Source organism: Cupriavidus basilensis (genome assembly GCF_008801925.2).
GTDB lineage: Bacteria > Pseudomonadota > Gammaproteobacteria > Burkholderiales > Burkholderiaceae > Cupriavidus > Cupriavidus basilensis.
In genome coordinates, this window is sequence record NZ_CP062803.1 from 4,056,992 (window position 1) to 4,079,970 (window position 22,979).

The window sequence follows — 22,979 nt, forward strand, 5'->3', positions numbered from 1 at the left end:
GCCGGGCGCCGAGAAAACCGGAACCCGGCCGCTGTGCCTCAGTTACGCCTGAGGCGATACTCGGCGCTGCGGGCGTGGGCCTGCAAGCCCTCGCCATAGGCCAGCTCGGCGGCGATCTGGCCCAGCATCTGGGCGCCCTGCTCGCTCACTTCGATCAGGCTGGAGCGCTTCTGGAAGTCGTACACGCCCAGCGGCGACGAGAAACGCGCGGTGCGCGAGGTCGGCAGCACGTGGTTGGGCCCCGCACAATAGTCGCCCAGCGACTCGCTGGTATAGCGGCCCAGGAAGATGGCGCCGGCGTGGCGGATCTTCTCGGCCCAGTGGCGCGGGTTCTCGGCGGAAATCTCCAGGTGCTCCGGCGCGATCGCGTTGGCGATCTCGCAGGCCTCGTCCATGTCGCGTACCCGGATCAGCGCGCCGCGCCCGGACAGCGACGCACGGATGACGTCGCGGCGCGGCATGGCGTCAAGCTGGCGGTGGATGCTTTCTTCCACCTGGGCCAGGTAGTTCGAGTCCGGGCACAGCAAAATGGACTGCGCGAGCTCATCGTGCTCGGCCTGCGAGAACAGGTCCATCGCCACCCAGTCCGGATCAGTGGTGCCGTCGCAGATCACCAGGATCTCGGACGGGCCGGCGATCATGTCGATGCCAACGGTGCCGAACACGCGGCGCTTGGCCGCCGCCACATAGGCGTTGCCCGGGCCAACGATCTTGTCTACCTGGGGCAGTGAGCCCGTGCCGTAAGCCAGCGCGCCAACCGCCTGCGCGCCGCCGATGGTAAACACGCGGTCCACGCCGGCGATCTGCGCCGCGGCCAGCACCAGCTCGTTGCGCACGCCGCCCGGCGTGGGCACGACCATGATGACTTCCTTGACGCCGGCCACGCGTGCGGGGATGGCGTTCATCAGCACGGACGACGGATACGCGGCCTTGCCTCCCGGCACATAGATGCCGACGCGGTCCAGCGGCGTCACCTTCTGTCCCAGCACGGTGCCGTCGGACTCGGTGTATTCCCAGCTGTGGCTGCCGCACTCGATCTTCTGCTTCTCGTGGTAGGCGCGCACGCGCGCCGCCGCGGTTTCCAGCGCGGCGCGGCGCTTGGGCTCGAGCTCCTCGAGCGCGGCTTCGAGCTTGGCCGGCGAGATCTCCAGCGCGGCCATGGAACTGGCTTCCACACGATCGAAGCGCTGCGTGTACTCCAGTACCGCGGCGTCGCCGCGTGCCTTTACATCGGCAAGGATCTGCGCCACGGCGCGATCGATGGCGTCGTCTTCACCGGCTTCGAACGCCAGTACCTTGCGCAACTCGGCGGCAAAGCCCTGCTCGGTTGAATCCAGCCGGCGGATTGCGAGGTTTTCCATAGAATTTTCGTTCATGACTCCATTCCCCAGGCTCTCTCTCGCGCGGCGTCAGGCCAGCGCGGCGGAGGCCCGTTCAAACGCGTCGAGAATCGGGGCAAGCCGCTCACGCTTGAGTTTGAGGGCAGCCTGGTTGACCACCAGGCGCGACGATATCTGCACGATCTCTTCCACTTCGACCAGGTTGTTGGCGCGCAAGGTCCCCCCGGTGCTGACCAGGTCGACGATGGCGTCGGCCAGTCCCACCAGCGGCCCGAGTTCCATCGAGCCATACAGCTTGATCAGGTCCACGTGCACGCCCTTCTTGGCGAAGTGCTCGCGCGCGGTCTGCACATATTTGGTGGCCACGGCCAGCCGCGCGCCCTGGCGCACCGCGCTGGCGTAGTCGAAGCCGGCCGAGGTTGCAACCGACATGCGGCACTTGGCGATATTCAGGTCGATCGGTGCGTAGAGCCCGGCCATGCCGTGTTCCATCAGCACGTCCTTGCCAGCCACGCCGAAGTCGGCCGCGCCGTATTGCACGTAGGTCGGCACATCGGAGGCGCGCACGATGATGACGCGCACGTCCGGATCGGAGGTGGGCAGGATCAGCTTGCGCGAGGTCTCCGGATCCTCGGTGACGTGGATGCCGGCCGCCTCGAGCAGCGGCATGGTTTCGGTGAAGATCCGGCCCTTGGAGAGGGCCAGCGTCAACTGGGTCGGGGAGGGGCTCATCTGCGTCCTTTTATCTTTTCGTGCGCTCAGGCGATGCGGCGGATCTTGGCGCCCACGGCCGACAGCTTGTCTTCCATGCGGTCATAGCCACGATCAAGGTGATAGATGCGGTCGATCACGGTCTCGCCCTCGGCCACCAGGCCGGCGATCACCAGGCTGGCGGAGGCGCGCAGGTCGGTCGCCATCACCTTGGCGCCCGACAGCCGGGGCACGCCGGTGACCACCGCGGTATTGCCTTCGACCGCGATGTCGGCGCCCAGCCGGCTCAGCTCCTGCACGTGCATGAAGCGGTTCTCGAAGATGGTTTCGGTAATGCGGGCCACGCCGCCGGCCACGCTGTTCAGCGCCATGAACTGCGCCTGCATGTCGGTTGGGAAGGCCGGGTATTCGGAGGTACGGAAACTCACCGACTGCGGGCGCTGGGCCATCGTCAGGCGGATCCAGTCTTCACCGGCCTCGATGGCGGCGCCGGCTTCGCGCAGCTTGTCGAGCACCGTGTCCAGGATATGTGGCGACACGCCGCGCAGCACCACATCGCCCAGCGTGGCGGCGGCCGCGCACAGGAAGGTGCCAGCCTCGATGCGGTCGGCGATCACGGCGTGGCTGGCGCCATGCAGGCGATCCACGCCCTGGATCACCAGGCGGTCGGTGCCGATTCCCTCGATACGAGCCCCCATCTTGACCAGCAGGTTGGCCAGGTCGGTCACTTCGGGCTCACGCGCGGCGTTCTCGAGCACGGTCTCGCCGTCGGCCAGCGTGGCGGCCATCAGCAGGTTCTCGGTGCCGGTCACGGTGATCATGTCGGTCACCACGCGCGCGCCCTTCAGGCGCTTGGCGCGGGCATGGATAAAGCCGTGCTCGATGCTGATCTCGGCCCCCATGGCCTGCAGGCCCTTGATGTGCTGGTCGACCGGGCGCGCGCCAATGGCGCAGCCGCCGGGCAACGACACGCGCGCTTCACCAAAACGCGCCACCAGCGGGCCCAGCACCAGGATCGAAGCGCGCATGGTCTTGACCAGCTCGTAGGGAGCCTCGGGCGAGTTGATGTCGGCGCCGTTGAGCGTCACGCGCGTGCCGTCCTGCTCGGCCTTCATGCCCATCTGGCGCAGCAGCTTGAGCGTGGTACCCACGTCCTGCAGCCTGGGAACGTTGTCGAGCGAGATGGTGTCGGCGCTAAGCAGTCCCGCGCACAGGATCGGCAGCGCGGCGTTCTTGGCGCCGGATACGCGGATCTCGCCTCGCAGCGGGCCATTGCCCTGGATCTCGAGTTTGTCCATGTTCTTTCAATTCCGGCCGGCCGCCCGCTGGCGTCCGGCATGTTTCATTACGGTCCGAGGCGGTGCGTCAAGGCGCGCCGCCGCAGCATCTGATACCCGTGGGCCGCCGCGCGAGTGACGCGGGCCCTGATTGTCATGTCCGGCCTGTCGGGCGGCCAGCTTGTTGGTCCGTATTTATTCGTGCGAGTCCGCCTTGTTCCGGCGCTTGGCTTACTGCTTTCCCTCGCCCGCCTGCGCCTGCCATTCGGCCGGCGTCAGCGTCTTCATCGACAGCGCGTGGATCTCGGCGCGCATGCGGTCGCCCAGCGCGGCATAGACCTGCTGGTGCCGCTGGATCAGGCGCTTGCCGTCAAACTGGGCGCTGACGATGGTGGCAAAGAAGTGCTGGCCGTCGCCCTCCACTTCCAGGTGTTCGCAGGGCAGCCCTTGGGCGATGTAGTCACTGACTTGTTGGGGTGTAGGCAGCATGATGGTCTTTTCGCGTTGATTCGCTTGCGGTTCCGGATCTGGCTAGATGGGCTCTTGGCGTTCTGCTCTTGTGGGTAGCGTTCAGTGGCGCAGCTTGTAGCCGCTTTTGAGCAGCTGCAGCGCGACCGTGGCAAGCACCACGAAAGCCGTACCTACGACTGCAAGGCTGAAGGCCGGCGCCACGTCGGAGACGCCAAAGAAGCCATAGCGGAAACCGTCGATCATGTAGAAGAACGGATTGGCGTGCGACACCGCTTGCCAGAAGGGAGGCAGCGAGTGGATCGAATAAAACACGCCTGACAAGAAGGTGGCCGGCATGATCAGGAAGTTCTGGAAGGCCGCGAGCTGGTCGAATTTCTCGGCCCAGATCCCGGCAATCAGCCCCAGCGTGCCAAGGATCGCCGCGCCCAGCACGGCAAACACCAGGATCCACGCGATATTGGCGAAATGCAGGTTGGCGAACCAGGCCGTCACCAGCAGCACGCCCAGGCCTACGGCCAGGCCGCGCACGACGGAAGCCACCACATAGGCACCGAACATTTCCCAGTGCGACAGCGGCGGCAGCATGATGAACACCAGGTTGCCGGTGATCTTGGACTGGATCAGCGACGACGAACTATTGGCGAAGGCATTCTGCAGCACGCTCATCATCACCAGCCCGGGCACAAGGAAGGCCGTGTAGCTGATCTGGTCGTAAACCTTCACGCGGTTCTCCAGCACATGGCCGAAGATCAGCAGGTACAGGATCGCGGTGAGTACCGGCGCCGCCACGGTCTGGAAGCTGACCTTCCAGAAACGCAGCACTTCCTTGTAGAGCAGCGTGCGAAAGCCCACCAGCCCCCCAACCGCCATCGGCGCAAGGTGGGTGTTGATGGCGTCCTGCGTGCCGTCGAATTCGGTTGGCATCTTCATGCTGCAGCCTCCACCGCCGTATCCGGCAGCGCGCCCGGCATATGGCCTTCGCGCCGCATGATCTGCACGAACACGTCCTCCAGGTCTGCCTTGTTGATTTCCATGTCTTCGATCTCGCAGCCGGCCTCGCGGCAGGCGGCCAGGATCGGCTCCACTGCCGGGTAGCCCGACAGCCGCAGCCGCACCGCGCGTTCGCCCGGATTGGACGAAGGCATGCGCAGCGGCTCAAGCGTGGCCGGCAAGGTACCACGGGAAAATGTCAGCGCCAGCTGCAGCCCGGCGAACTGGCTCAGCAGGTTGCTGGTGCGGTCCAGCGCCACCACCTCGCCGAACTTGAGCATGGCGATGCGGTCACACAGCGCCTCGGCCTCTTCCAGGTAGTGCGTGGTCAGGATGATGGTGTGACCTTCGCGATTCAGGCGCGAAATGAACTTCCACAGCGTTTGGCGCAACTCCACGTCGACCCCGGCGGTGGGCTCGTCGAGCACGATGACCGGCGGCCGGTGCACCAGCGCCTGGGCCACCAGCACGCGGCGCTTCATGCCGCCGGAGAGCTGGCGCATGTTGGCGTCGGCCTTGTTGGTGAGATCGAGGTTGGCCATGATCTCGTCGATCCAGTCGTCGTTGCGGGTCAGGCCGAAATAGCCAGACTGCAGGCGCAGCGTCTCGCGCACCGTGAAGAAGGGATCGAAGACCAGTTCCTGCGGCACCACGCCCAGCATGCGCCGCGCCAGCCGGTAATCGGACACTACGTCGTGGCCAAGCACGCTGACGCTGCCGGAATCGGCACGGTTCAGGCCCGCCAGGATGGAGATCAGCGTGGTCTTGCCTGCACCGTTGGGGCCGAGCAGGCCGAAGAATTCGCCCCGCTCGACGGTGAAGCTGACACCCTTGAGCGCTTGCAGGTTGCGGTAGCGCTTGCGAACGTCTTTGAGTTCGATGGCTTTCATGGCCGGATACTGTTTGGCAGGCGCGTCGGGCTTTTGTGGGCTCGCGCGCCGGCCTCCTTGAAATGGCGGGGACCGCCTGGGTGCTTCGACCGTGTCTTGCCCGAGCCTTATATGCCGGAACGGTCGAACAACCCGGAATTATAGGGGATGCGGGAGCAGTCCCGCTTTGAGCACGAGGCGTGGCGTGAGCCGCCGCCCGGGCATCGCGGTAGCAAGCGCAGATCAGCAGCTTGCCACGGATGCCGGTTCAATGTCGGTGGGAAACGGTGACTTGCGCGCCCCGCGCGCCCGCTTGGGCGCCGAGTTGCAGCAGGGAATCGACGCCGTATAGCGTGGCCAGCTCAGCCAGCTGGGCCGGTACGCCGACGAACACGAGCGACTGGCCGCGGCTGGCGGCATCGCGCTGCCAGGCCAGCAAAACGGCGACGGCGGCGGAGTCGACCTGGGCCAGTTTGCTGCAGTCCACCTGGGCTTCGCCCTGGGCCAGGCGTGCCAGCCCGTCACGCAGCACGGCGGCGGCGTTGCGGTTGGTCAGCGAGGTGTCGAGCGAAAGCATCTGGCAGCGGTCCGGGGATGCGGGTCTGGGAAAAAGCACTCCCGCAGGTGCGGGAGCGCTCATTGTAGAACACTTCGGCCAGCCATGCTGCGCCGCAGCCTGCCGCGCAGGCAGGCTCGCAGGCTCAGTTCTTGGCGTTGGCGAGCTGGCGGTTGCGGTCCTGCAGCGTCTTGATCACGCCGTCCACGCCCTGCTGGCCCACGATGGTGTTGAAGCTGCCCTTGTAGGCCTCGGTCAGCCAGGCGCCCAGCACATTGATGTCATAGACCTTCCAGCCTTGCGGAGTCTTCTCGAGACGGTAGTCGAGCTGGATCGGCTCGCCCTTGTTGATGACCTGGGTGCGAATGGTGGCATCGGTATCGTCCGGGCTGCCGCGGTACGGGCGGAACTGCACGCTCTGGTCGCGAATCTGCGCGATGGCGCCCGAATAGGTGCGGATCAGCAGGGTCTTGAACTCGTCCGTGATCTGCTTTTGCTGCTCGGGTGTGGCCTTGGACCAGTTGCGGCCCATGGCAATCTGCGTGGTCTTCTGGAAATTCGCGTTGGGCAGGATCTTCTGCTCAACCAGCGCCGAGATCTTGCCGATGTTCCCGGCCTGCATGTCCTTGTCCGCCTTGACCGAAGTCATCACGTCGCTGACCACGGCCTTGACCAGCCCGTCGGGCGTGCTGGCATCCTGCGATTGGGCGTGGGCGGCGCCGGAAAAGGCAACCACGGTAAGAAAAGGCAGCAACAGTCGCTTCAGCATATTTCGTCCTTATCAATTCGATAACGCAGGGACACCGGAGTACTGCATCCCTGCGCGTTCCGGCGCCAAGGCCGGCAATGGTCATGCGCCGAGTTGGAGTTCGGGCAAGGCCTGCGAGTTCGCGGCGCCGGAGCCTCCGACACCACATTTTCATACTTTGTTGCACCACTCACAGCGGCGACACGAGCCGCGGCAAATCCCACTCAGCGCAGGCGGAAATTGCCGATATTGCCCGGCATCTGCACTGGCGGCGTGGGCAGCGCCTGGTTTTCCTGCGTGGCATCCGGCGGCGGGCTGGCCGGCACGGTATCGTCGCTCTCCGGCGGGTTGCCATCATAGATCTGGTACTCGCGGCGCTGCAGGTATGCATCGCGCAGGAAGGCGTACTTGTCGAGCGCCGCCATCTCGATCAGGCCCGTGGCGCCAAGCAGCGAAGCCCGGGTGTTGACGACACGCACCCCGAACAGCGAGTTGCGCAGCCACACGGGATCGATATACGCCGACGGATCGATCTGGCGGTCAACCAGCATGCCGGCGGTATCGCGCACCGTGCTCGGCCCGAACAGCGGCAGCACCAGGTACGGACCTGCCGGCACGCCCCATACGCCCAAGGTCTGGCCAAAGTCTTCCTTGTACTTCGGCAAGCCCGCCGGCGTGGCGATATCGATCAGCCCGCCGATGCCCAGCACGCTGTTGATGGCCACGCGCATGGTGTCTTCCGCGGCGCGGGTGGGCTTGCCCTGCAGCAGGTTGTTGACGGCCGAGTAGACATCGCTGACGTTGGAGAAGGCGTTGTCGATCGCGGTGCGGATCGGCGACGGAACGTAATCGGCGTACACCTGGGCAACCGGTCGCAGCACGGTCCTGTCGACGGCGTCGTTGACCTTGAAGACTTCCCGGTTGAAGGGCTCGATAGGATCCTTCGGGTTGGCGTTCGGGCCAGTGGCGCAACCTGCCGCCAGCCATGCAACCAAGGCTGCCAGCAAGCAGTTTCGCCCCACGCGCCAGCGCGTGGCAGCACGCCAGCCGGTCATTTCACCACCCCGGCTGCGCCGCTGGCGGCTCCAGCGGCAGCACCGCCTGCATTGTTGCCACCCGCCCCCGCATCGGCGGCCTTGTTGTACAGGAACTGCCCGATCAGGTTTTCCAGCACCACGGCCGACTGCGTCATTGTGATGCGCGAGCCTTCCGCCAGCATGGCGGTGTCGCCGCCCGCCTCAAGGCCGAGGTACTGCTCCCCGAGCAAGCCCGAGGTCAGGATCTTGGCCGAGGTGTCCTTGGGAAACTGGTAGCGCTTTTCCAGGTTAAGCGTCACGGTCGCCTGGTAGGTCTTGTCGTCGAAGCTGATATCCGCCACGCGGCCCACCACCACGCCGGCGCTCTTCACCGGGGCACGCGGCTTCAGGCCGCCGATATTATCGAAGCGCGCCTGCACCGAGTAGGTGTCTTGGAACGACAGGGCGCTCATGTTGCCGGCCTTGAGCGCCAGGAACAGCAGCGCCACGAAACCCGCCACAACAAACAGCCCAACCCAGAAATCGAGTGTATTTCTTTTCATCTGCGTCTCTTCTTCAAGTACTCCGGCTCCGGCGACCGCACCGGCCATGTCAGCTGAACATCAGCGCAGTCAGCAGGAAATCCAGCGCCAGCACCGCCAGCGAGGCAATCACGACAGTGCGCGTGGTGGCGCGCGACACGCCTTCCGGCGTCGGCTTGGCCTGATAGCCCTGGTACAACGCTATAAACGTCACCGCGACGCCAAAAATGAAGCTCTTTATGACGCCATTGAGCACGTCATTGCGAACATCCACGCCGTTTTGCATCTGCGACCAGAACGCGCCCGCGTCCACGCCGATCATCTGCACCCCGACCACATAGCCACCCAGGATGCCAACGGCGCTGAAAATCGCCGCCAGCACCGGCATGGCAACCACGCCAGCCCAGAAGCGCGGCGCAATCACGCGCTGCAGCGGATTGACCGCCATCATTTCCATGGCGGTGAGCTGCTCACCGGCCTTCATCAGGCCGATCTCGGCGGTGAGTGACGTGCCCGCGCGGCCGGCGAACAGCAGCGCCGTCACCACCGGGCCCAGCTCGCGCACCAGCGACAGTGCCACCAGCAGCCCCAGCGCCTGCTCGGAGCCATAGCGATTTAGCGTGTAATAGCCCTGCAAACCCAGCACGAAGCCGACAAACAGGCCGGAGACCGCAATGATCACCAGCGACAGGTTGCCGACAAAGAAAATCTGGTCGCTCACCAGCCGGAAGCGGCGCAGCAGCGCCGGAGACATCGCCAGTACCGTGAAAAACATGCGCGTAGCATGACCCAGGCCGCTGACCGACTGCCGCACCGCGGAGCCGATGCTCGTGAAAAATCCCGTCATCGTCCGGCCCCGCTCACGAAGTCCTCGGCCAGCGACGGCCCCGGATAGTGGAACGGGACCGGGCCGTCGGGCTCGGCATGGACGAACTGATGCACGAAGGGATCCGTCGAGGCACGCAGGGCCTCGGGCTCGCCTTCGGCGGCAATGCGGCCATTTGCAATGAAATAGACGTAGTCGGCGATGAGAAAAGTCTCGTTGACGTCATGCGACACGATGATGGTAGTAGCTCCCAGCGCGTCGTTCAGGCTGCGGATCAGGCGCGCGGTCAGGCCCAGCGAGATCGGGTCGAGGCCGGCAAACGGCTCGTCATACATCAGCAGGGCCGGATCGAGTGCGATCGCCCGGGCCAGCGCCACCCGGCGCGCCATGCCACCGGAGATCTCCGACGGCATCAGCTCGCGCGCGCCGCGCAGGCCGACGGCGTTGAGCTTCATCAGCACCAGGTCGCGGATCATTGACTCGGGCAAGTCGGTATGTTCGCGCAACGGGAAGGCAACGTTATCGAACACGGAGAGATCGGTGAACAACGCGCCAAACTGGAACAGCATGCCCATCTGCCGCCGCACGGCATACAGGTCATGACGGTCGAGGGCGGGAATATTAGCGCCGTTGAACAGCACCTGGCCGCTCTGCGGCCTGACCTGGCCGCCGATCAGGCGCATCACGGTGGTCTTGCCGCAGCCGGAGCCGCCCATGACAGCCACCACCTTGCCGCGCGGGAAGCGCATGCTAAGGCCCGACAGGATTGGCTTGCCGCCCGCCGTATAGGCGAAATCGACAGATTGGAGCTCGACGAGGTTTGAGGCGGAATCGGTCACGTTGGCACCGTGTTAGGCAGTCCGCCATTATAAGGGCTACTACCTAGGGATGCCCGGGACAGTGTGGCGCAATCCACATCCACACAATGCAAATCATTGTTTCATCACATTTGAGTTGCAGGCTTCGGAGATCTCTACTGAAAAAGCGAAGTCAAGGTTCAGTAGGCCCGCCAGTTTGCCGCAAGATCACCTGCCACTGGATCGACTCCGACCGGATCGCTGTCGCAAAGGCTTCCGGCGAATCGCGCAACGGCGTCAGGCCGGCAGCCAGCAGGCGATCCCGCACCTCGCGCTCACCCATCACGCCGTCGAGCTCGCTGGCGATCCGCGCCACGATGGCGTGCGGTGTCTTGGCCGGGGCAATGACGCCGTACCAGGCCGCCGCGCCGTAGCCATCCACCCCCGACTCCTGCAGCGTGGGCACCGTGGGCGCCAGTTGCGAACGCGCCACACCAGTTACGCCGAGCAGGCGCAGATTGCCGCTCTTGACCTGGGCCTGGACGGAAGCAAACGCGCAGAAGCAAGCGCTGACGCGCCCTGCCAGCATCTCCTGCACCACCGCCGCCTCGCCCTTGGCCGTAACCAGCGGCACCCCGTTTGGCACACCATGCACAGCGTATTGGGCATAGAGGTGCGAGGGGCTGCCGGCCTGGCCGGAACCGTAGCTGTAGGAGCCCGGACTGGCATTGACCGCGGCGAGCCATTGCTGCGGCGTGCGCATGGGCAGGCGTGCATCGATCACCAGGAACAGCGGCATGGTCGCGACCCGCGCCACCGGCGTGAAGTCGCGCACTACGTCATAAGGCACCGGCTCCAGGCCGGGCTGGATCAGCATGGTGGCCTGGTGAAACAGCAGGGTATGCCCGTCGGAACTGGCCTTGGCCACCACATCTCCCGCCGTGGTGCCGCCCGCGCCGGGCCGGTTGTCGACGTCGACCGGCACGCCGAGGCGTACCGCCAGGCGCTCGGCCAGCAGGCGCGCCACGGCATCCGGCACGCCACCTGCCGGAAAAGGCACAATCAGGCGAATGGGGCGGACGGGAAACGATATCGGGCGCGCAGACGCCGCCGCCGGGGTAGCCGGCACGGTGACCGGTCGGGCCAGACCGGACCCACTCGCGGCAAGCACCAGGGCAGCGAGGAACAGCGCATGCCTGACGTGCGAAAACAACGGCGGACAAGCCGGCATGGCAGCGGGGTGAAGCAACTTCGCCTTACCTCGCCAAAGTCGCGAAACAATGCGCACTTCGGACATCAATTCCTCCGGGCCACCGGCTTCGCCGTGGCGTCTTGATCGGCTGAAAAGGGATTAGCGAGGCAGTCTTTGTTTTCTTTGTTTTAATTGTCAGGTCATTCTACGAAGAATGCCCAAAACCGCACAGACCACGTTAACCATAGCCGGGACAACCCTGTGAGCACGGCTGGACGCGGATCTCCGGGCGTTCACGGCGCCTGTGCTTCGACGCCGCCTATAATCGCCCGTCATGCGTGAATACACTCCTCGGCCCATGCTGGCCACCGACCTGCCCGCCGTGCTGGAAATCCAGGCCCAGTGCTATCGCGGCATGCTGCTTGAGTCCGCCGCGGCCCTCGGCAGCCGCCTGGCGCTGTCGCCCGCCACTTGCTGGGTGGCCGCCGGCCGGGACGGCGAGCTGGCAGCCTATCTGTTTACCCACATGTGGCCGCAGGACAGCCTGCCAGCACTCGACGGGATGCTGGAGCGGCACTGGGAACGCGCAGGTGAGCCGGCCAGCACGCTGACCTGGTTCGTGCACGATATGGCGGTGGCACCCGCGGGCCAGGGCCGCGGCCTGGCGCCAACGCTCTACGCCGCGGCCCGCGCGGCCGCACTCGCTGCCGGATTGCGCTCGTCGCGGCTGGTCGCCGTGCAATCGGCTGCGGCATGGTGGCGCAGACTCGGGTACGAGAATTTGACGCCTCCCAGCGCTGCCGTGTCCGCCAAACTGTCGGCTTACGGCGACGATGCCGTGCTGATGGGCCGTACGCTGCAGCCAGGCTGAGCGCGCCGCCATAAAAAAACCCGCCCGGCTTGCGCGGGGCGGGTCTTGCGGCGCGAGTAACGCTTCACCGCATCAGCAAAGCCATTGCGCCGATCAGCGCGGCAGCTCGGAATGCCCCATCAGGAAGGCATCGACCGAACGTGCGGCCTGGCGGCCTTCGCGGATCGCCCACACCACCAGCGACTGGCCGCGGCGCACGTCGCCAGCGGCGAACACCTTGGGCACGTTGGTGTGATACGCACGATCGCCTTCGGTGCTGGCACGGGCGTTCTTGCGCGCATCGGTATCCACGCCGAAAGCGGAGAGCAGCGAGCCCACCGGGTTGGTGAAGCCCATGGCCAGCAGCACGAGATCCGCCTTAAGGATGAACTCGCTGTCCGGCACTTCCTGCATCTTGCCGTCCTTCCACTCGACGCGGCAGGCCTTGAGCGCGGTGATCTTGCCGTTCTCGCCAATGAACTCCTTGGTGGCGACCGACCAGTCGCGACTGCAGCCTTCCTCGTGCGAGGACGAGGTGCGCAGCTTGATCGGCCAGTACGGCCATACCAGCGCCTTGTTCTCTTCCTCCGGCGGCTGCGGCAGCAGCTCGAACTGGACGACCGATTCCGCACCGTGGCGGTTCGACGTACCCACGCAGTCGGAGCCGGTATCGCCGCCACCGATCACGATCACGTGCTTGCCATCGGCGCGCAGCGCGTTGGGCTCGTCGCCGGCCACTTCCTTGTTCTGCGGGATCAGGAATTCCAGCGCGTAATGGATACCGTCGAGGTCGCGCCCGGGGACCGGCAGGTCGCGCGGCACTTCCGAGCCACCCGCCAGCACCACGGCGTCGAACTGGTCTTGCAGGGCCTGGGCCGAGATGGTCTCACGCGCATAGTTCTTGATGCCGGCAGGCAGTTCGCCGTCGGTCACCATCACGCCGGCACGGAAGGTCACGCCTTCGGCCTGCATCTGTTCCATGCGGCGGTCGATCAGCCACTTCTCGAGCTTGAAGTCGGGGATGCCGTAGCGCAGCAGGCCACCGATGCGGTCGTTCTTCTCGAACACGGTCACATCGTGCCCGGCGCGCGCCAGCTGCTGGGCGACGGCCATGCCGGCGGGGCCGGAGCCGACCACGGCAACGGTCTTGCCAGTCTTGTGCTTGGGCGGCTGCGGGGCAACCCAGCCTTCTTCCCAGGCCTTGTCGATGATGGCGTGCTCGATCGACTTGATGCCAACCGGTGCTTCATTGATGCCGAGGGTACAGGCAGCTTCGCATGGTGCCGGGCAGATGCGGCCCGTGAACTCGGGGAAGTTGTTGGTCTGGTGCAGCACCTCGATCGCCGACTTCCAGTCCTGGCGATACACCAGGTCGTTGAAGTCGGGGATGATGTTGTTGACCGGGCAGCCGTTGTTGCAGAACGGGATACCGCAGTCCATGCAGCGCGCGCCCTGGATCTTCGCTTCGCTGTCGGACAGCGCGAATACGAATTCCTTGTAGTGCTTCACGCGCTTGGTTACGGGCTCGTAACCTTCGTTCTGGCGCGGAAATTCGAGAAAGCCAGTCGCCTTACCCATGTTGCGTCCTTGGTCATGCTGAGCGGCACCGGCGCATGCGCCGGCCCCGCTGTGAGGTCAGTATCTTGTGAGGCCGACGCGAATCTGCGACAGCGCTCATGCTTGGTCGGGCTCGCTGCCCTGCCCCTGGGGCTCAGGCGGCGATGGCTTCCCGGTCGCTGTCTTTCGCTTCCTGCTCCTTGGCGTACATCTCGCCCAGTGCGCGCTTGTACTCGGTCGGGAAGACCTTGACGAACTTGCGGCGTGCCGTGGTCCAGTCGGCCAGCAATGCCTTGGCGCGCTCTGAGCCCGTGAAGCGGAAATGCTGCTCGATCAAGCCCTTGAGGATGACTTCGTCAAGCTGGCGCTGGCCGCCCACCTTGTGCCAGGAAGCGGGCGACTGGCCCTTCTCCTGGTCTGCCGCGGCCAGCACCGTTTCCAGTGCCACCATCGAGGTATTGCAGCGCTTGTCGAACAGGCCGTCCTCGTCGTAGACATAGGCCATGCCGCCCGACATGCCGGCCGCGAAATTGCGCCCGGTGCCGCCCAGCACCACCACGGTGCCGCCGGTCATGTACTCGCAGCCATGGTCGCCCGTGCCTTCCACCACCGCGGCCGCGCCGGAGTTGCGCACCGCGAAGCGCTCGCCCGCCACGCCATTGAAGAAGGCCTCGCCGGCAATCGCGCCGTACAGCACGGTGTTGCCCACGATGATGTTGCGGGTCGGGTCGCCGCGGAACTCATGCGGAGCGCGCACGATCACGCGGCCGCCGGACAGGCCCTTGCCCACGTAGTCGTTGCCGTCGCCCACCAGGTCCAGCGTGACGCCGTGCGCCAGGAACGCGCCGAAGGACTGGCCGGCGGTACCTTGCAACTGGATGTGGATGGTGTCGTCAGGCAGGCCTTCATGGCCGTACTGCTTGGCCACCACGCCCGAGAGCATCGCACCGACGGTACGGTTGACGTTCTTCACCGGCTGGATGAACGACACGCGCTCACCCTTGTCGATGGCCGGGCGTGCCTTGGCGATCAGCACGTGGTCCAGCGCCTTGCCGGCTTCCAGCGACAGGCCGTGGTCCTGCACGTCGGTATGGAAGCGCGGCACCTCGGCGGGGAACGGTGCCTGGTAGAACACGCGGCTGAAATCAAGGCCGCGCGCCTTCCAGTGCTCGATGCCGGGCTTGGTGTCGAGCAGGTCGGCGCGGCCGATCAGCTCGTCGAACGTGCGGATGCCCAGTTGCGCCATGATCTCGCGGGCTTCTTCGGCGATGAAGAAGAAGAAGTTCACCACGTGCTCTGGCTTGCCCTGGAATTTCGCGCGCAGCGCCGGATCCTGCGTCGCCACGCCCACCGGGCAGGTGTTCAGGTGGCACTTGCGCATCATGATGCAGCCTTCGGCCACCAGCGGTGCGGTAGCGAAGCCGAACTCGTCGGCGCCCAGCAGCGCGCCGATGACGACGTCGCGGCCGGTCTTCATCTGGCCGTCGGCCTGCACGCGGATACGGTTGCGCAAGCCGTTGAGCATCAGCGTCTGCTGCGTCTCGGCCAGGCCCAGCTCCCACGGCGTGCCGGCGTGCTTGATCGACGACAGCGGCGAAGCGCCGGTGCCGCCGTCATGGCCGGCGATCACCACGTGATCGGCCTTGGCCTTGGCCACGCCCGCGGCCACGGTGCCCACGCCCACTTCGGACACGAGCTTGACCGAGATATCGGAGGCCGGATTGACGTTCTTCAGGTCGTGGATCAGCTGCGCCAGATCTTCGATCGAGTAGATGTCATGGTGCGGGGGCGGCGAGATCAGGCCCACGCCCGGCACCGAGTAACGCAGCTTGCCGATGTAGTCCGAGACCTTGTGGCCGGGCAGCTGGCCGCCTTCGCCAGGCTTGGCGCCCTGTGCCATCTTGATCTGGATCTGGTCGGCGGACGCCAGGTATTCGGCGGTCACGCCGAAACGGCCAGAGGCCACCTGCTTGATCTTCGAGCGCAGCGAGTCGCCAGCCTGCAGTTCCTGGTCGCGCACCACGGCTTCGGAGCCCAGCAGGCCCTGCAGCGTGTCGCCTTGCTTGATGGGGATGCCGCGCAGCTCGTTGCGGTAGCGGTTCGCGTCCTCGCCGCCTTCACCGGTGTTGGACTTGCCGCCGATGCGGTTCATCGCGACGGCCAGCGTGGCGTGGGCTTCGGTGGAGATCGAGCCCAGCGACATGGCGCCGGTGGCAAAGCGCTTGACGATCTCCTTGGCCGGCTCCACTTCTTCCAGCGCAATGGCGCGGGTCGGATCGACCTTGAACTCGAACAGGCCGCGCAGCGTCATGTGACGGCGGCTCTGGTCGTTGATGATGTTGGCGTATTCCTTGTACGTCTGGTACGCGCCCTTGCCGTCGTCGGCGCGCACGGCGTGCTGCAGCTTGGCCACCGAGTCCGGGGTCCACATATGCGCTTCGCCGCGAACGCGGTAGGCGTACTCGCCGCCGGTCTCCAGCATGGTGTCCAGCACCGGGTTGTCGCCAAAGGCGTCCTGGTGCAGGCGCAGCGCTTCCTCGGCCACCTCGAAGATGCCGATGCCTTCGACATTCGTTGCGGTGCCATGGAAGTACTTCTGCACCAGTTCGCGCGACAGGCCGATGGCTTCGAAGATCTGCGCGCCCGTGTACGACATGTAGGTGGAGATGCCCATCTTGGACATCACCTTCTGCAGGCCCTTGCCGATCGCCTTGACGAAGTTCTTGACCGCCTTCTCGGGCGACAGATCGCCGGACAGGCCTTGTGCCATGTCGGCCAGCGTTTCCATCGCCAGGTACGGGTGCACGGCTTCGGCGCCGTAGCCGGCCAGCAGCGCGAAGTGATGCACCTCGCGCGCCGTGCCGGTTTCCACCACCAGGCCGGCCGAGGTACGCAGGCCCTTGTCCACCAGGTGGTGGTGGATGGCGGACGTTGCCAGCAGCGCGGGGATGGCCACGTGCTCCGCGTCGACGCGGCGGTCCGACACGATCAGGATGTTGTAGCCCGAGCGCACGGCATCCACGGCTTCCGCGCACAGCGAGGCCAGGCGGGCTTCGATGCCTTCCTTGCCCCATGCCTGCGGGTAGCAGATGTTCAGTTCATACGAACGGAACTTGCCGCCGGTGTAGTGCTCGATATTGCGGATCTTGGCGATGTCCTTGAAGTCCAGCACGGGCTGGGACACTTCGAGGCGCATCGGCGGGTTGATGTTGTTCAGCTCGAGCAGGTTGGGCTTGGGTCCGATGAAGGACACCAGCGACATCACCATGTTCTCGCGGATCGGATCGATCGGCGGGTTGGTGACCTGGGCGAACAGCTGCTTGAAGTAGTGGTACAGCGTCTTGTTCTTGGACGACAGCACGGCCAGCGGGCTGTCATTGCCCATCGAGCCGGTGGCTTCCTCGCCGGCCAGCGCCATCGGCGCCATCAGGAACTTGACGTCTTCCTGCGTGTAGCCGAAGGCTTGCTGGCGATCCAGCAGGCGTGCGTCGGGCTTCTTCTCGGCAGCCACGTCCTCGGGCTTGGCATCGAGCTCGTCGAGCTTGATGCGCACGGCGTCGATCCAGCTCTTGTAGGGCTTGGCGTTGGCCAGGTTGTCCTTGAGCTCCTTGTCGTCGATGATGCGGCCTTGCTCCATGTCGATCAGGAACATCTTGCCCGGCTGGAGGCGCCACTTCTGCACGATGCGCGATTCGGGGAACGGCAGCACGCCGGCTTCCGAAGCCAGCACCACGATGTCGTCCTCGGTCACATAGAAACGTGCCGGGCGCAGGCCGTTACGGTCCAGCGTGGCGCCGATCTGGCGGCCATCGGTGAAGCAGATCGCGGCAGGGCCGTCCCAGGGCTCCATCATGGCGGCGTGGTACTCGTAGAAGGCGCGGCGGTTGTCGTCCATCATGGTGTGCTGTTCCCAGGCTTCCGGGATCATCATCATCATGGCGTGGACGAGCGGGTAGCCGGCCATCGTCAGCAGTTCGAGGCAGTTGTCGAACGATGCCGTGTCCGACTGGCCGGGATAGATCAGCGGCCACAGCTTGGGCAGGTCGTCGCCCAGCACCGGCGACGAGATCGCGCCGGTCCGTGCGTTGACCCAGTTCACGTTGCCCTTGACCGTGTTGATTTCGCCGTTGTGGGCGACCATGCGGTACGGGTGGGCCAGTTCCCAGGCCGGGAAGGTGTTGGTGGAGAAGCGCTGGTGCACCAGGGCCAGGGCCGAGACGGCGCGCGGGTCCTGCAGGTCCAGGTAGTACTCGCCAACTTGCGTTGCCAGCAGCAGGCCCTTGTACACGACCGTGCGCGCCGACATCGACGGCACGAAGTATTCCTTGCCGTGCTTGAGCTTGAGCGCCTGGATGGCGTGGCTGGCGGTCTTGCGGATCACGTAGAGCTTACGTTCCAGCGCGTCCGTGGTCATGATGTCGCGGCCGCGACCGATGAAGATCTGGCGGATCACCGGCTCGGTGGTGCGCACCGTCGGCGACATCGGCATGGCGGCGTCCACCGGCACATCGCGCCAGCCCAGCACGACCTGGCCTTCCAGGCGCACGGTGCGCTCGAGCTCCTGCTCGCAGGCCAGGCGGGAGGCGTGCTCCTTCGGCAGGAAGATCATGCCCACGCCGTACTCGCCGGACGGCGGCAGGGTCACGCCCTGCTTGGCCATGTCTTCGCGGTAGAACTGGTCCGGGATCTGGATCAGGATACCCGCACCGTCGCCCATCAGCGCATCGGCGCCGACCGCGCCGCGGTGATCCAGGTTTTCCAGGATCTTCAGGCCTTGCAGGACGATCTCATGGCTCTTCTTGCCCTTGATATGAGCAACCATGCCGACGCCGCAGGCGTCTTTTTCATTGGCGGGGTCGTACATGCCCTGGGCTTGCGGACGCGAGACAGGCGCATGCGCAGCGGCGGCAGACTCTGCGGCCTGCGCTTGGGCCATCGTTTGCTTTGATTGGGATTGCGATTGGTCCACGGGCTTGATTCCGGTGAGGGCTGCGAGCCAGCAAGGCAGACCGGAACGGGGACCGCACTCTTCCGCCGGGGCCGGTTGAAAACCGGGGACGGGGAACCAGAGAGACAGCGGGGCCGCAGCGGCGTACACAGGCGTGACGCGCCGCACAATGAATGTGGGTGGAGGAACTATAAAAGAATCGTACGCGTCCCGCAAAATTTTTAAATGGGGTCAGATCAAATTAAGCCTCGCACCACAACGGTGATGGTCTTTATTTGGGGACAGATAAAGTATGGTGCATCGCGGGACGTGCGTTGCTGATCTCGCCGCGGTCTAGCGTGCCGTACTTCGCACGCCCTGGCCCGAGGCTAGGCCGTATCCGGCTCGGACTCCCTGTCCATTGCGGATCGGCCCGCCGGGCGGCCCTTGGGCAACGGCTTCACGCGCCGCCCGCCCTGGCGCTCCAGTTGCGCAAGGAAGGCCGCGTCACCCAGAGGCCAGCCGCTATGCGCGTGGCTGCGAAGTGTGGCCAGCGTCATCGACGACAGCCCTTCGGCGGTGACGGCACGGTAATTGGATTGGCGCTCGAACGGCGTATTGCCCAGCGCCCAGTACGCAGAGTGATCGCTCACAAAGGGGCTGGCCTCGATGCCGGCATGGTGGCGATAGCTGCTCCAGCGATCCCCTTCGGCCGAGATCACCTCGCCGGCACGCACGGCGTTGCCCTCCACGTACTGCATGGCCGGCAGCATCCAGGCAGCGGGATCGAACACCGCCGAGCGAAAGCGGCCATCCCATAGCGTGCCCGTACGGTCCGCGACCCGGTTGAAATAGCGCGCGTAGCGGCGCCCTACCGCTTGCATGGTGAGGCTGAGCGAATCGGCATGCCGGGGGGTCGCCACGAGGTGGACATGATTCGGCCGCAAGGCGTAGGCGTGGATCGCCAGGTCGTACTCGCGCGCGGCCATGCGCAGGCAGTCCAGGTAGTGGAGGTAGTCGTCGGTGCCAAGGAAGACGGGCTGACGATTGTTGCCGCGTTGCAACACCAGTGCCGGCAGCGCAGCCGGGGAGAAGCGAGGAAGTCGGGCCATGATGGGCGAAGGGAATCGGCGATAGGCGCTTGCCGGTCGGATGGCTCAACCGGAAGCGATGCCCGATGATAGCGCAGCCGCAGCCTGATCCGTCCCCAATTTTCCCGCTGGCCGCGCTGGCCTAACTGCCTTCGTCGACGGCAAAAATGCGGCGGTGCTCCCGGATCGCATAGCGGTCGGTCATGCCGGCGATGTAGTGCGAGATCAGCCGGGACGGGTCACGGCCTTGCCCCGCCTGGTATTGCGGCGGCAGCAGGCGCGGATCCGCCATGAAGACATCAAACAGGTCGGTGATGATGCGCTGGGCCTTGGAGGACATGCGCATCACCAGGTAATGGCGATAGAGATGGCGGAAAAGGAAACGCTTGAGCGCCGCCGCTTCCTCGCGCACCGGCGCGCTGAAGGCCACGAGCGGGCCTGCTGCCCGCACGGCCTCGATGTTGCGCGGGTTGGCGGCGGCAATGTTCTGGCTGGTGGTTTCGATCAGGTCGACGATCAGCGTGTTGATCATGCGGCGCACGGTTTCGTTGATCACGCGCCGCCCGTTGATACCGGGAAATGCCGCCATCGCCTCGGCGCGGTGGCGCCCCCACATCGGCACTTCGTCCATCTGCTCAAGCGTGAGCAGCCCGGAGCGCAGGCCGTCGTCGATATCGTGGTTGTTGTAGGCGATCTCGTCGGCCAGGTTGGCCAGCTGGGCCTCCAGCGAGGGCTGCGTTCCCTCCAGAAAGCGCCGGCCCAGTTCGCCAAGCGCAGAGGCATTGACGCGCGAGCAATGCTTGAGCACGCCCTCACGCGTCTCGAACGTCAGGTTGAGCCCGTTGAAGCCGCCATAGCGCTCCTCCAGCTCATCCACCACCAGCAGGCTCTGCAGGTTGTGCTCGAAGCCCCCGTGGTTCTTCATGCAGTTGTTCAGCGCATCCTGGCCGGCATGGCCGAAGGGCGTGTGGCCAAGATCGTGCGCCAGCGAGATGGCTTCGACCAGGTCCTCGTTCAGGCGCAGGTTGCGGGCGATGGAGCGGGCGATCTGCGCCACTTCCAGGCTATGGGTGAGCCGGGTGCGGAACAGGTCACCTTCATGGTTGACGAAGACCTGGGTCTTGTACTCGAGCCGCCGGAAGGCCGTGCTGTGGATAACGCGGTCGCGGTCGCGCTGGAATTCCGTGCGCGAGGATGAGGCCGGTTCGGCATGCACCCGCCCGAGTGTCTGCGCGGAGCGGGCGGCATAGGGAGCGAGATGGCTTTCGAGGTCGGTCATGCGGCAATCCGGTCAGGCGTCCGGCCAGGTGGCGGTGCGCCGCCCGGCCGGCATTGCAAGGCACAACCGATCGCATCAGGCGACCGGCGCCTCGGTGGGCGGCCTGAGCACCGCGTGCTGCAAGGTAGCGCGCAGGTCAGGGTCTGGCACGGTGGTGATGAAGGCTTCGCCCAGCTTCCTGAGCAGAATGAACTTGATGCTGCCGGCTTCTGCCTTCTTGTCCACTTTCATCAGCTCGATATAGCGGTCGGTGCCCAGTTCCGGCGCGACCACCGGCAGCATGGCGGCGCGGATAAGGTGCACCACGCGCGCGCGCGTTTCGGTGTCGATGAAGCCGAGCCGGTGCGACAGATCCGCCGCCATCACCATGCCGCAACCCACGGCCTCGCCGTGCAGCCACTCGCCGTAGCCCATGCCAGCCTCGATCGCGTGGCCGAAGGTGTGGCCAAAATTAAGCATGGCGCGCAGGCCGCCCTCGCGCTCGTCCTGGGCCACCACGGCGGCCTTGATCTCGCAGGAGCGCTTGACCGCCAGCGCCATGATGTCCGGGTCGCAGGCGTTGAGCGCGCGGATATTGCGCTCGATCCAGCCGAAATACCCGGCATCGGCCATGGCGCCATGCTTGATCACCTCGGCCAGGCCCGCCGCGAGCTCGCGCTCCGGCAGCGTGCGCAGGGTGTCGATGTCGGCAATCACCGCATTGGGCTGGTGGAAGGCACCGATCATGTTCTTGCCGAGCGGGTGATTGATGCCGGTCTTGCCGCCCACCGACGAATCCACCTGCGACAGCAGGGTCGTGGGCACCTGCACGAACGGCACGCCGCGCATGTAGCAGGCAGCGGCAAACCCGGTCATGTCGCCTACCACGCCGCCGCCCAGGGCGATCAGCGTGGTCTTGCGGTCGGCGCCCGCACTGAGCAGCGCGTCGAAGATCAGGTTGAGCGTTTCCCACTGCTTGAAGGCTTCGCCGTCGGGCAGGGTCACGGTGCGCACGGTCTTGCCAAGCGCTGCGAGGCTGGCCTGGACGCGGGCGGCGTACAGCGGCCCTACGGTCTCATTGGTGACGATGACGGCATGCTGGCCACGCACATGGGGGCGGAACAACTCGGTCTGGTCGAGCAGGCCGGTGCCGATATGGATGGGGTAGCTGCGCTCCCCGAGGCTGACTTCAAGGGTGATCATCGTGATTCTGGTCCTGCGCCGGGAGGTTGTCCGCGCACTCGCCGTCTGCCCCTTCGGGTTCTTCGGCGGCAACGGTGAAACCGGCCATTTCAAGTTGCATCAACACCATATTAGCAAGCTGCGCCACCGAAGGCTTGCCAGTTTCGATGATGAAATCCGCCACCTCACGGTAGAGCGGGTCCCGCTCGCCATAGAGCGTTTCCAGCCTTCCCTTGGGGTCTTCGGTCTGCAGCAGCGGGCGATTGCGGTCGTGGCGGGTGCGCAGCCACAGGTCGTGCGGGCTGGCGCGCAGGTAAACCACAGTGCCGCGCGCCTTCAGGTGAGCGCGATTCTCCGGGCGCAGCACGGCGCCGCCGCCGGTGGCCAGCACGATGCCGCGGCGCTGGGTCAGTTCGTCGATCGCCTGCGCCTCGCGGTCGCGAAAGCCCGCCTCACCCTCATGCTCGAAGATGATCGGGATACGCACGCCGCAACGCGCCTCGAGTTCGTGATCCGAATCGAAGAACGGGTAGTTCAGGCGCCGGGCCACGGTACGGCCGACGGTGGTCTTGCCGGCACCCATCAGGCCAACAAAGAAAAGGTTCGGGCGGGTGACTGTCACTGGCGTGTCGGGCGGGAGCCGGATCTCTGGCCGGCCCTCGCGGTGGAAAACTGCATCATCTTCTTATGTTGGGACGATCCGGGCAAGTGGCGAGGCGCAATCGGCACAAGGCAACCCGCCTCGCGACACGCCTTGCGCGCCGGCCACATACACCCCC

20 protein-coding genes are annotated in these 22,979 nt (G+C 65.5%); 1 reads left to right on the forward strand and 19 read right to left on the reverse strand.

Annotated elements, in window-relative coordinates:
* Positions 1-38: 38 nt before the first annotated feature.
* The 13 genes from hisD to F7R26_RS18705 all read right to left on the reverse strand — a co-directional run bounded on the left by hisD (position 39) and on the right by F7R26_RS18705 (position 11,374).
* A complete protein-coding gene (gene hisD, locus F7R26_RS18645; protein ID WP_150985707.1) occupies positions 39-1,376 on the reverse strand; it encodes a histidinol dehydrogenase in 1,338 nt (445 codons plus the stop codon).
* 33 nt (positions 1,377-1,409) lie between these two features.
* Positions 1,410-2,072 (reverse strand): ATP phosphoribosyltransferase, encoded by a 663-nt coding sequence (gene hisG, locus F7R26_RS18650; RefSeq protein ID WP_150985708.1) that lies wholly within the window; start codon positions 2,070-2,072, stop codon positions 1,410-1,412.
* A 26-nt stretch (positions 2,073-2,098) separates the two neighbouring features.
* A complete protein-coding gene (gene murA, locus F7R26_RS18655) occupies positions 2,099-3,349 on the reverse strand; it encodes a UDP-N-acetylglucosamine 1-carboxyvinyltransferase (RefSeq protein WP_150985709.1) in 1,251 nt (416 codons plus the stop codon).
* Between the two features lie 210 nt (positions 3,350-3,559).
* A complete protein-coding gene (locus F7R26_RS18660; RefSeq protein WP_150985710.1) occupies positions 3,560-3,817 on the reverse strand; it encodes a BolA family protein in 258 nt (85 codons plus the stop codon).
* An 81-nt stretch (positions 3,818-3,898) separates the two neighbouring features.
* A complete protein-coding gene (locus F7R26_RS18665) occupies positions 3,899-4,669 on the reverse strand; it encodes an ABC transporter permease (protein WP_150985763.1) in 771 nt (256 codons plus the stop codon).
* 56 nt (positions 4,670-4,725) lie between these two features.
* A complete protein-coding gene (locus F7R26_RS18670; protein ID WP_150985711.1) occupies positions 4,726-5,679 on the reverse strand; it encodes an ABC transporter ATP-binding protein in 954 nt (317 codons plus the stop codon).
* Between the two features lie 247 nt (positions 5,680-5,926).
* Positions 5,927-6,235, reverse strand: coding sequence for an STAS domain-containing protein (locus F7R26_RS18675; protein WP_150985712.1), 309 nt, complete (start codon positions 6,233-6,235; stop codon positions 5,927-5,929).
* Positions 6,236-6,359: 124 nt separating this feature from the next.
* Positions 6,360-6,983 carry an MlaC/ttg2D family ABC transporter substrate-binding protein gene (locus tag F7R26_RS18680; protein WP_150985713.1) on the reverse strand — a complete coding sequence of 208 codons (624 nt, stop codon included), beginning with the start codon at positions 6,981-6,983 and terminating at the stop codon, positions 6,360-6,362.
* Positions 6,984-7,186: 203 nt separating this feature from the next.
* A complete protein-coding gene (locus F7R26_RS18685; protein WP_150985714.1) occupies positions 7,187-8,017 on the reverse strand; it encodes an MlaA family lipoprotein in 831 nt (276 codons plus the stop codon).
* Positions 8,014-8,541, reverse strand: coding sequence for an outer membrane lipid asymmetry maintenance protein MlaD (mlaD, locus tag F7R26_RS18690; protein WP_150985715.1), 528 nt, complete (start codon positions 8,539-8,541; stop codon positions 8,014-8,016). The genes F7R26_RS18685 and mlaD overlap by 4 nt, the downstream gene beginning before the upstream one ends.
* A gap of 49 nt (positions 8,542-8,590) precedes the next feature.
* Positions 8,591-9,367, reverse strand: a complete 777-nt coding sequence (gene mlaE / locus F7R26_RS18695; protein ID WP_150985716.1) for a lipid asymmetry maintenance ABC transporter permease subunit MlaE — start codon at positions 9,365-9,367, stop codon at positions 8,591-8,593.
* Positions 9,364-10,185 carry an ABC transporter ATP-binding protein gene (locus tag F7R26_RS18700; protein WP_150985717.1) on the reverse strand — a complete coding sequence of 274 codons (822 nt, stop codon included), beginning with the start codon at positions 10,183-10,185 and terminating at the stop codon, positions 9,364-9,366. Before F7R26_RS18700 ends, mlaE begins: the two co-directional genes overlap by 4 nt.
* A 151-nt stretch (positions 10,186-10,336) precedes the next feature.
* A complete protein-coding gene (locus tag F7R26_RS18705; RefSeq protein WP_416351338.1) occupies positions 10,337-11,374 on the reverse strand; it encodes a Bug family tripartite tricarboxylate transporter substrate binding protein in 1,038 nt (345 codons plus the stop codon).
* Between the two features lie 295 nt (positions 11,375-11,669).
* On the opposite strand from F7R26_RS18705, the gene F7R26_RS18710 reads away from it, so the two are divergent.
* Entirely contained in the window at positions 11,670-12,206 is a 537-nt protein-coding gene (locus tag F7R26_RS18710) for a GNAT family N-acetyltransferase (protein WP_150985719.1), read from the forward strand.
* Between the two features lie 93 nt (positions 12,207-12,299).
* Here the strand turns inward: F7R26_RS18710 and F7R26_RS18715 are convergent, their stop codons facing one another.
* From F7R26_RS18715 to F7R26_RS18740, 6 genes are all read right to left on the reverse strand, one after another.
* On the reverse strand, positions 12,300-13,763 hold the full coding sequence (locus F7R26_RS18715) for a glutamate synthase subunit beta (RefSeq protein WP_150985720.1): 1,464 nt from the start codon (positions 13,761-13,763) through the stop codon (positions 12,300-12,302).
* A 133-nt stretch (positions 13,764-13,896) separates the two neighbouring features.
* Entirely contained in the window at positions 13,897-18,678 is a 4,782-nt protein-coding gene (locus F7R26_RS18720) for a glutamate synthase-related protein (protein WP_193692092.1), read from the reverse strand.
* A gap of 380 nt (positions 18,679-19,058) precedes the next feature.
* A complete protein-coding gene (locus F7R26_RS18725) occupies positions 19,059-19,781 on the reverse strand; it encodes a transposase (protein ID WP_150985722.1) in 723 nt (240 codons plus the stop codon).
* A 121-nt stretch (positions 19,782-19,902) separates the two neighbouring features.
* Positions 19,903-21,039 (reverse strand): deoxyguanosinetriphosphate triphosphohydrolase, encoded by a 1,137-nt coding sequence (locus F7R26_RS18730; RefSeq protein ID WP_150985723.1) that lies wholly within the window; start codon positions 21,037-21,039, stop codon positions 19,903-19,905.
* 75 nt (positions 21,040-21,114) lie between these two features.
* Entirely contained in the window at positions 21,115-22,221 is a 1,107-nt protein-coding gene (gene aroB, locus F7R26_RS18735; RefSeq protein ID WP_150985724.1) for a 3-dehydroquinate synthase, read from the reverse strand.
* Positions 22,208-22,822, reverse strand: a complete 615-nt coding sequence (locus F7R26_RS18740; protein WP_241754363.1) for a shikimate kinase — start codon at positions 22,820-22,822, stop codon at positions 22,208-22,210. Before F7R26_RS18740 ends, aroB begins: the two co-directional genes overlap by 14 nt.
* Positions 22,823-22,979 lie beyond the last annotated feature (157 nt).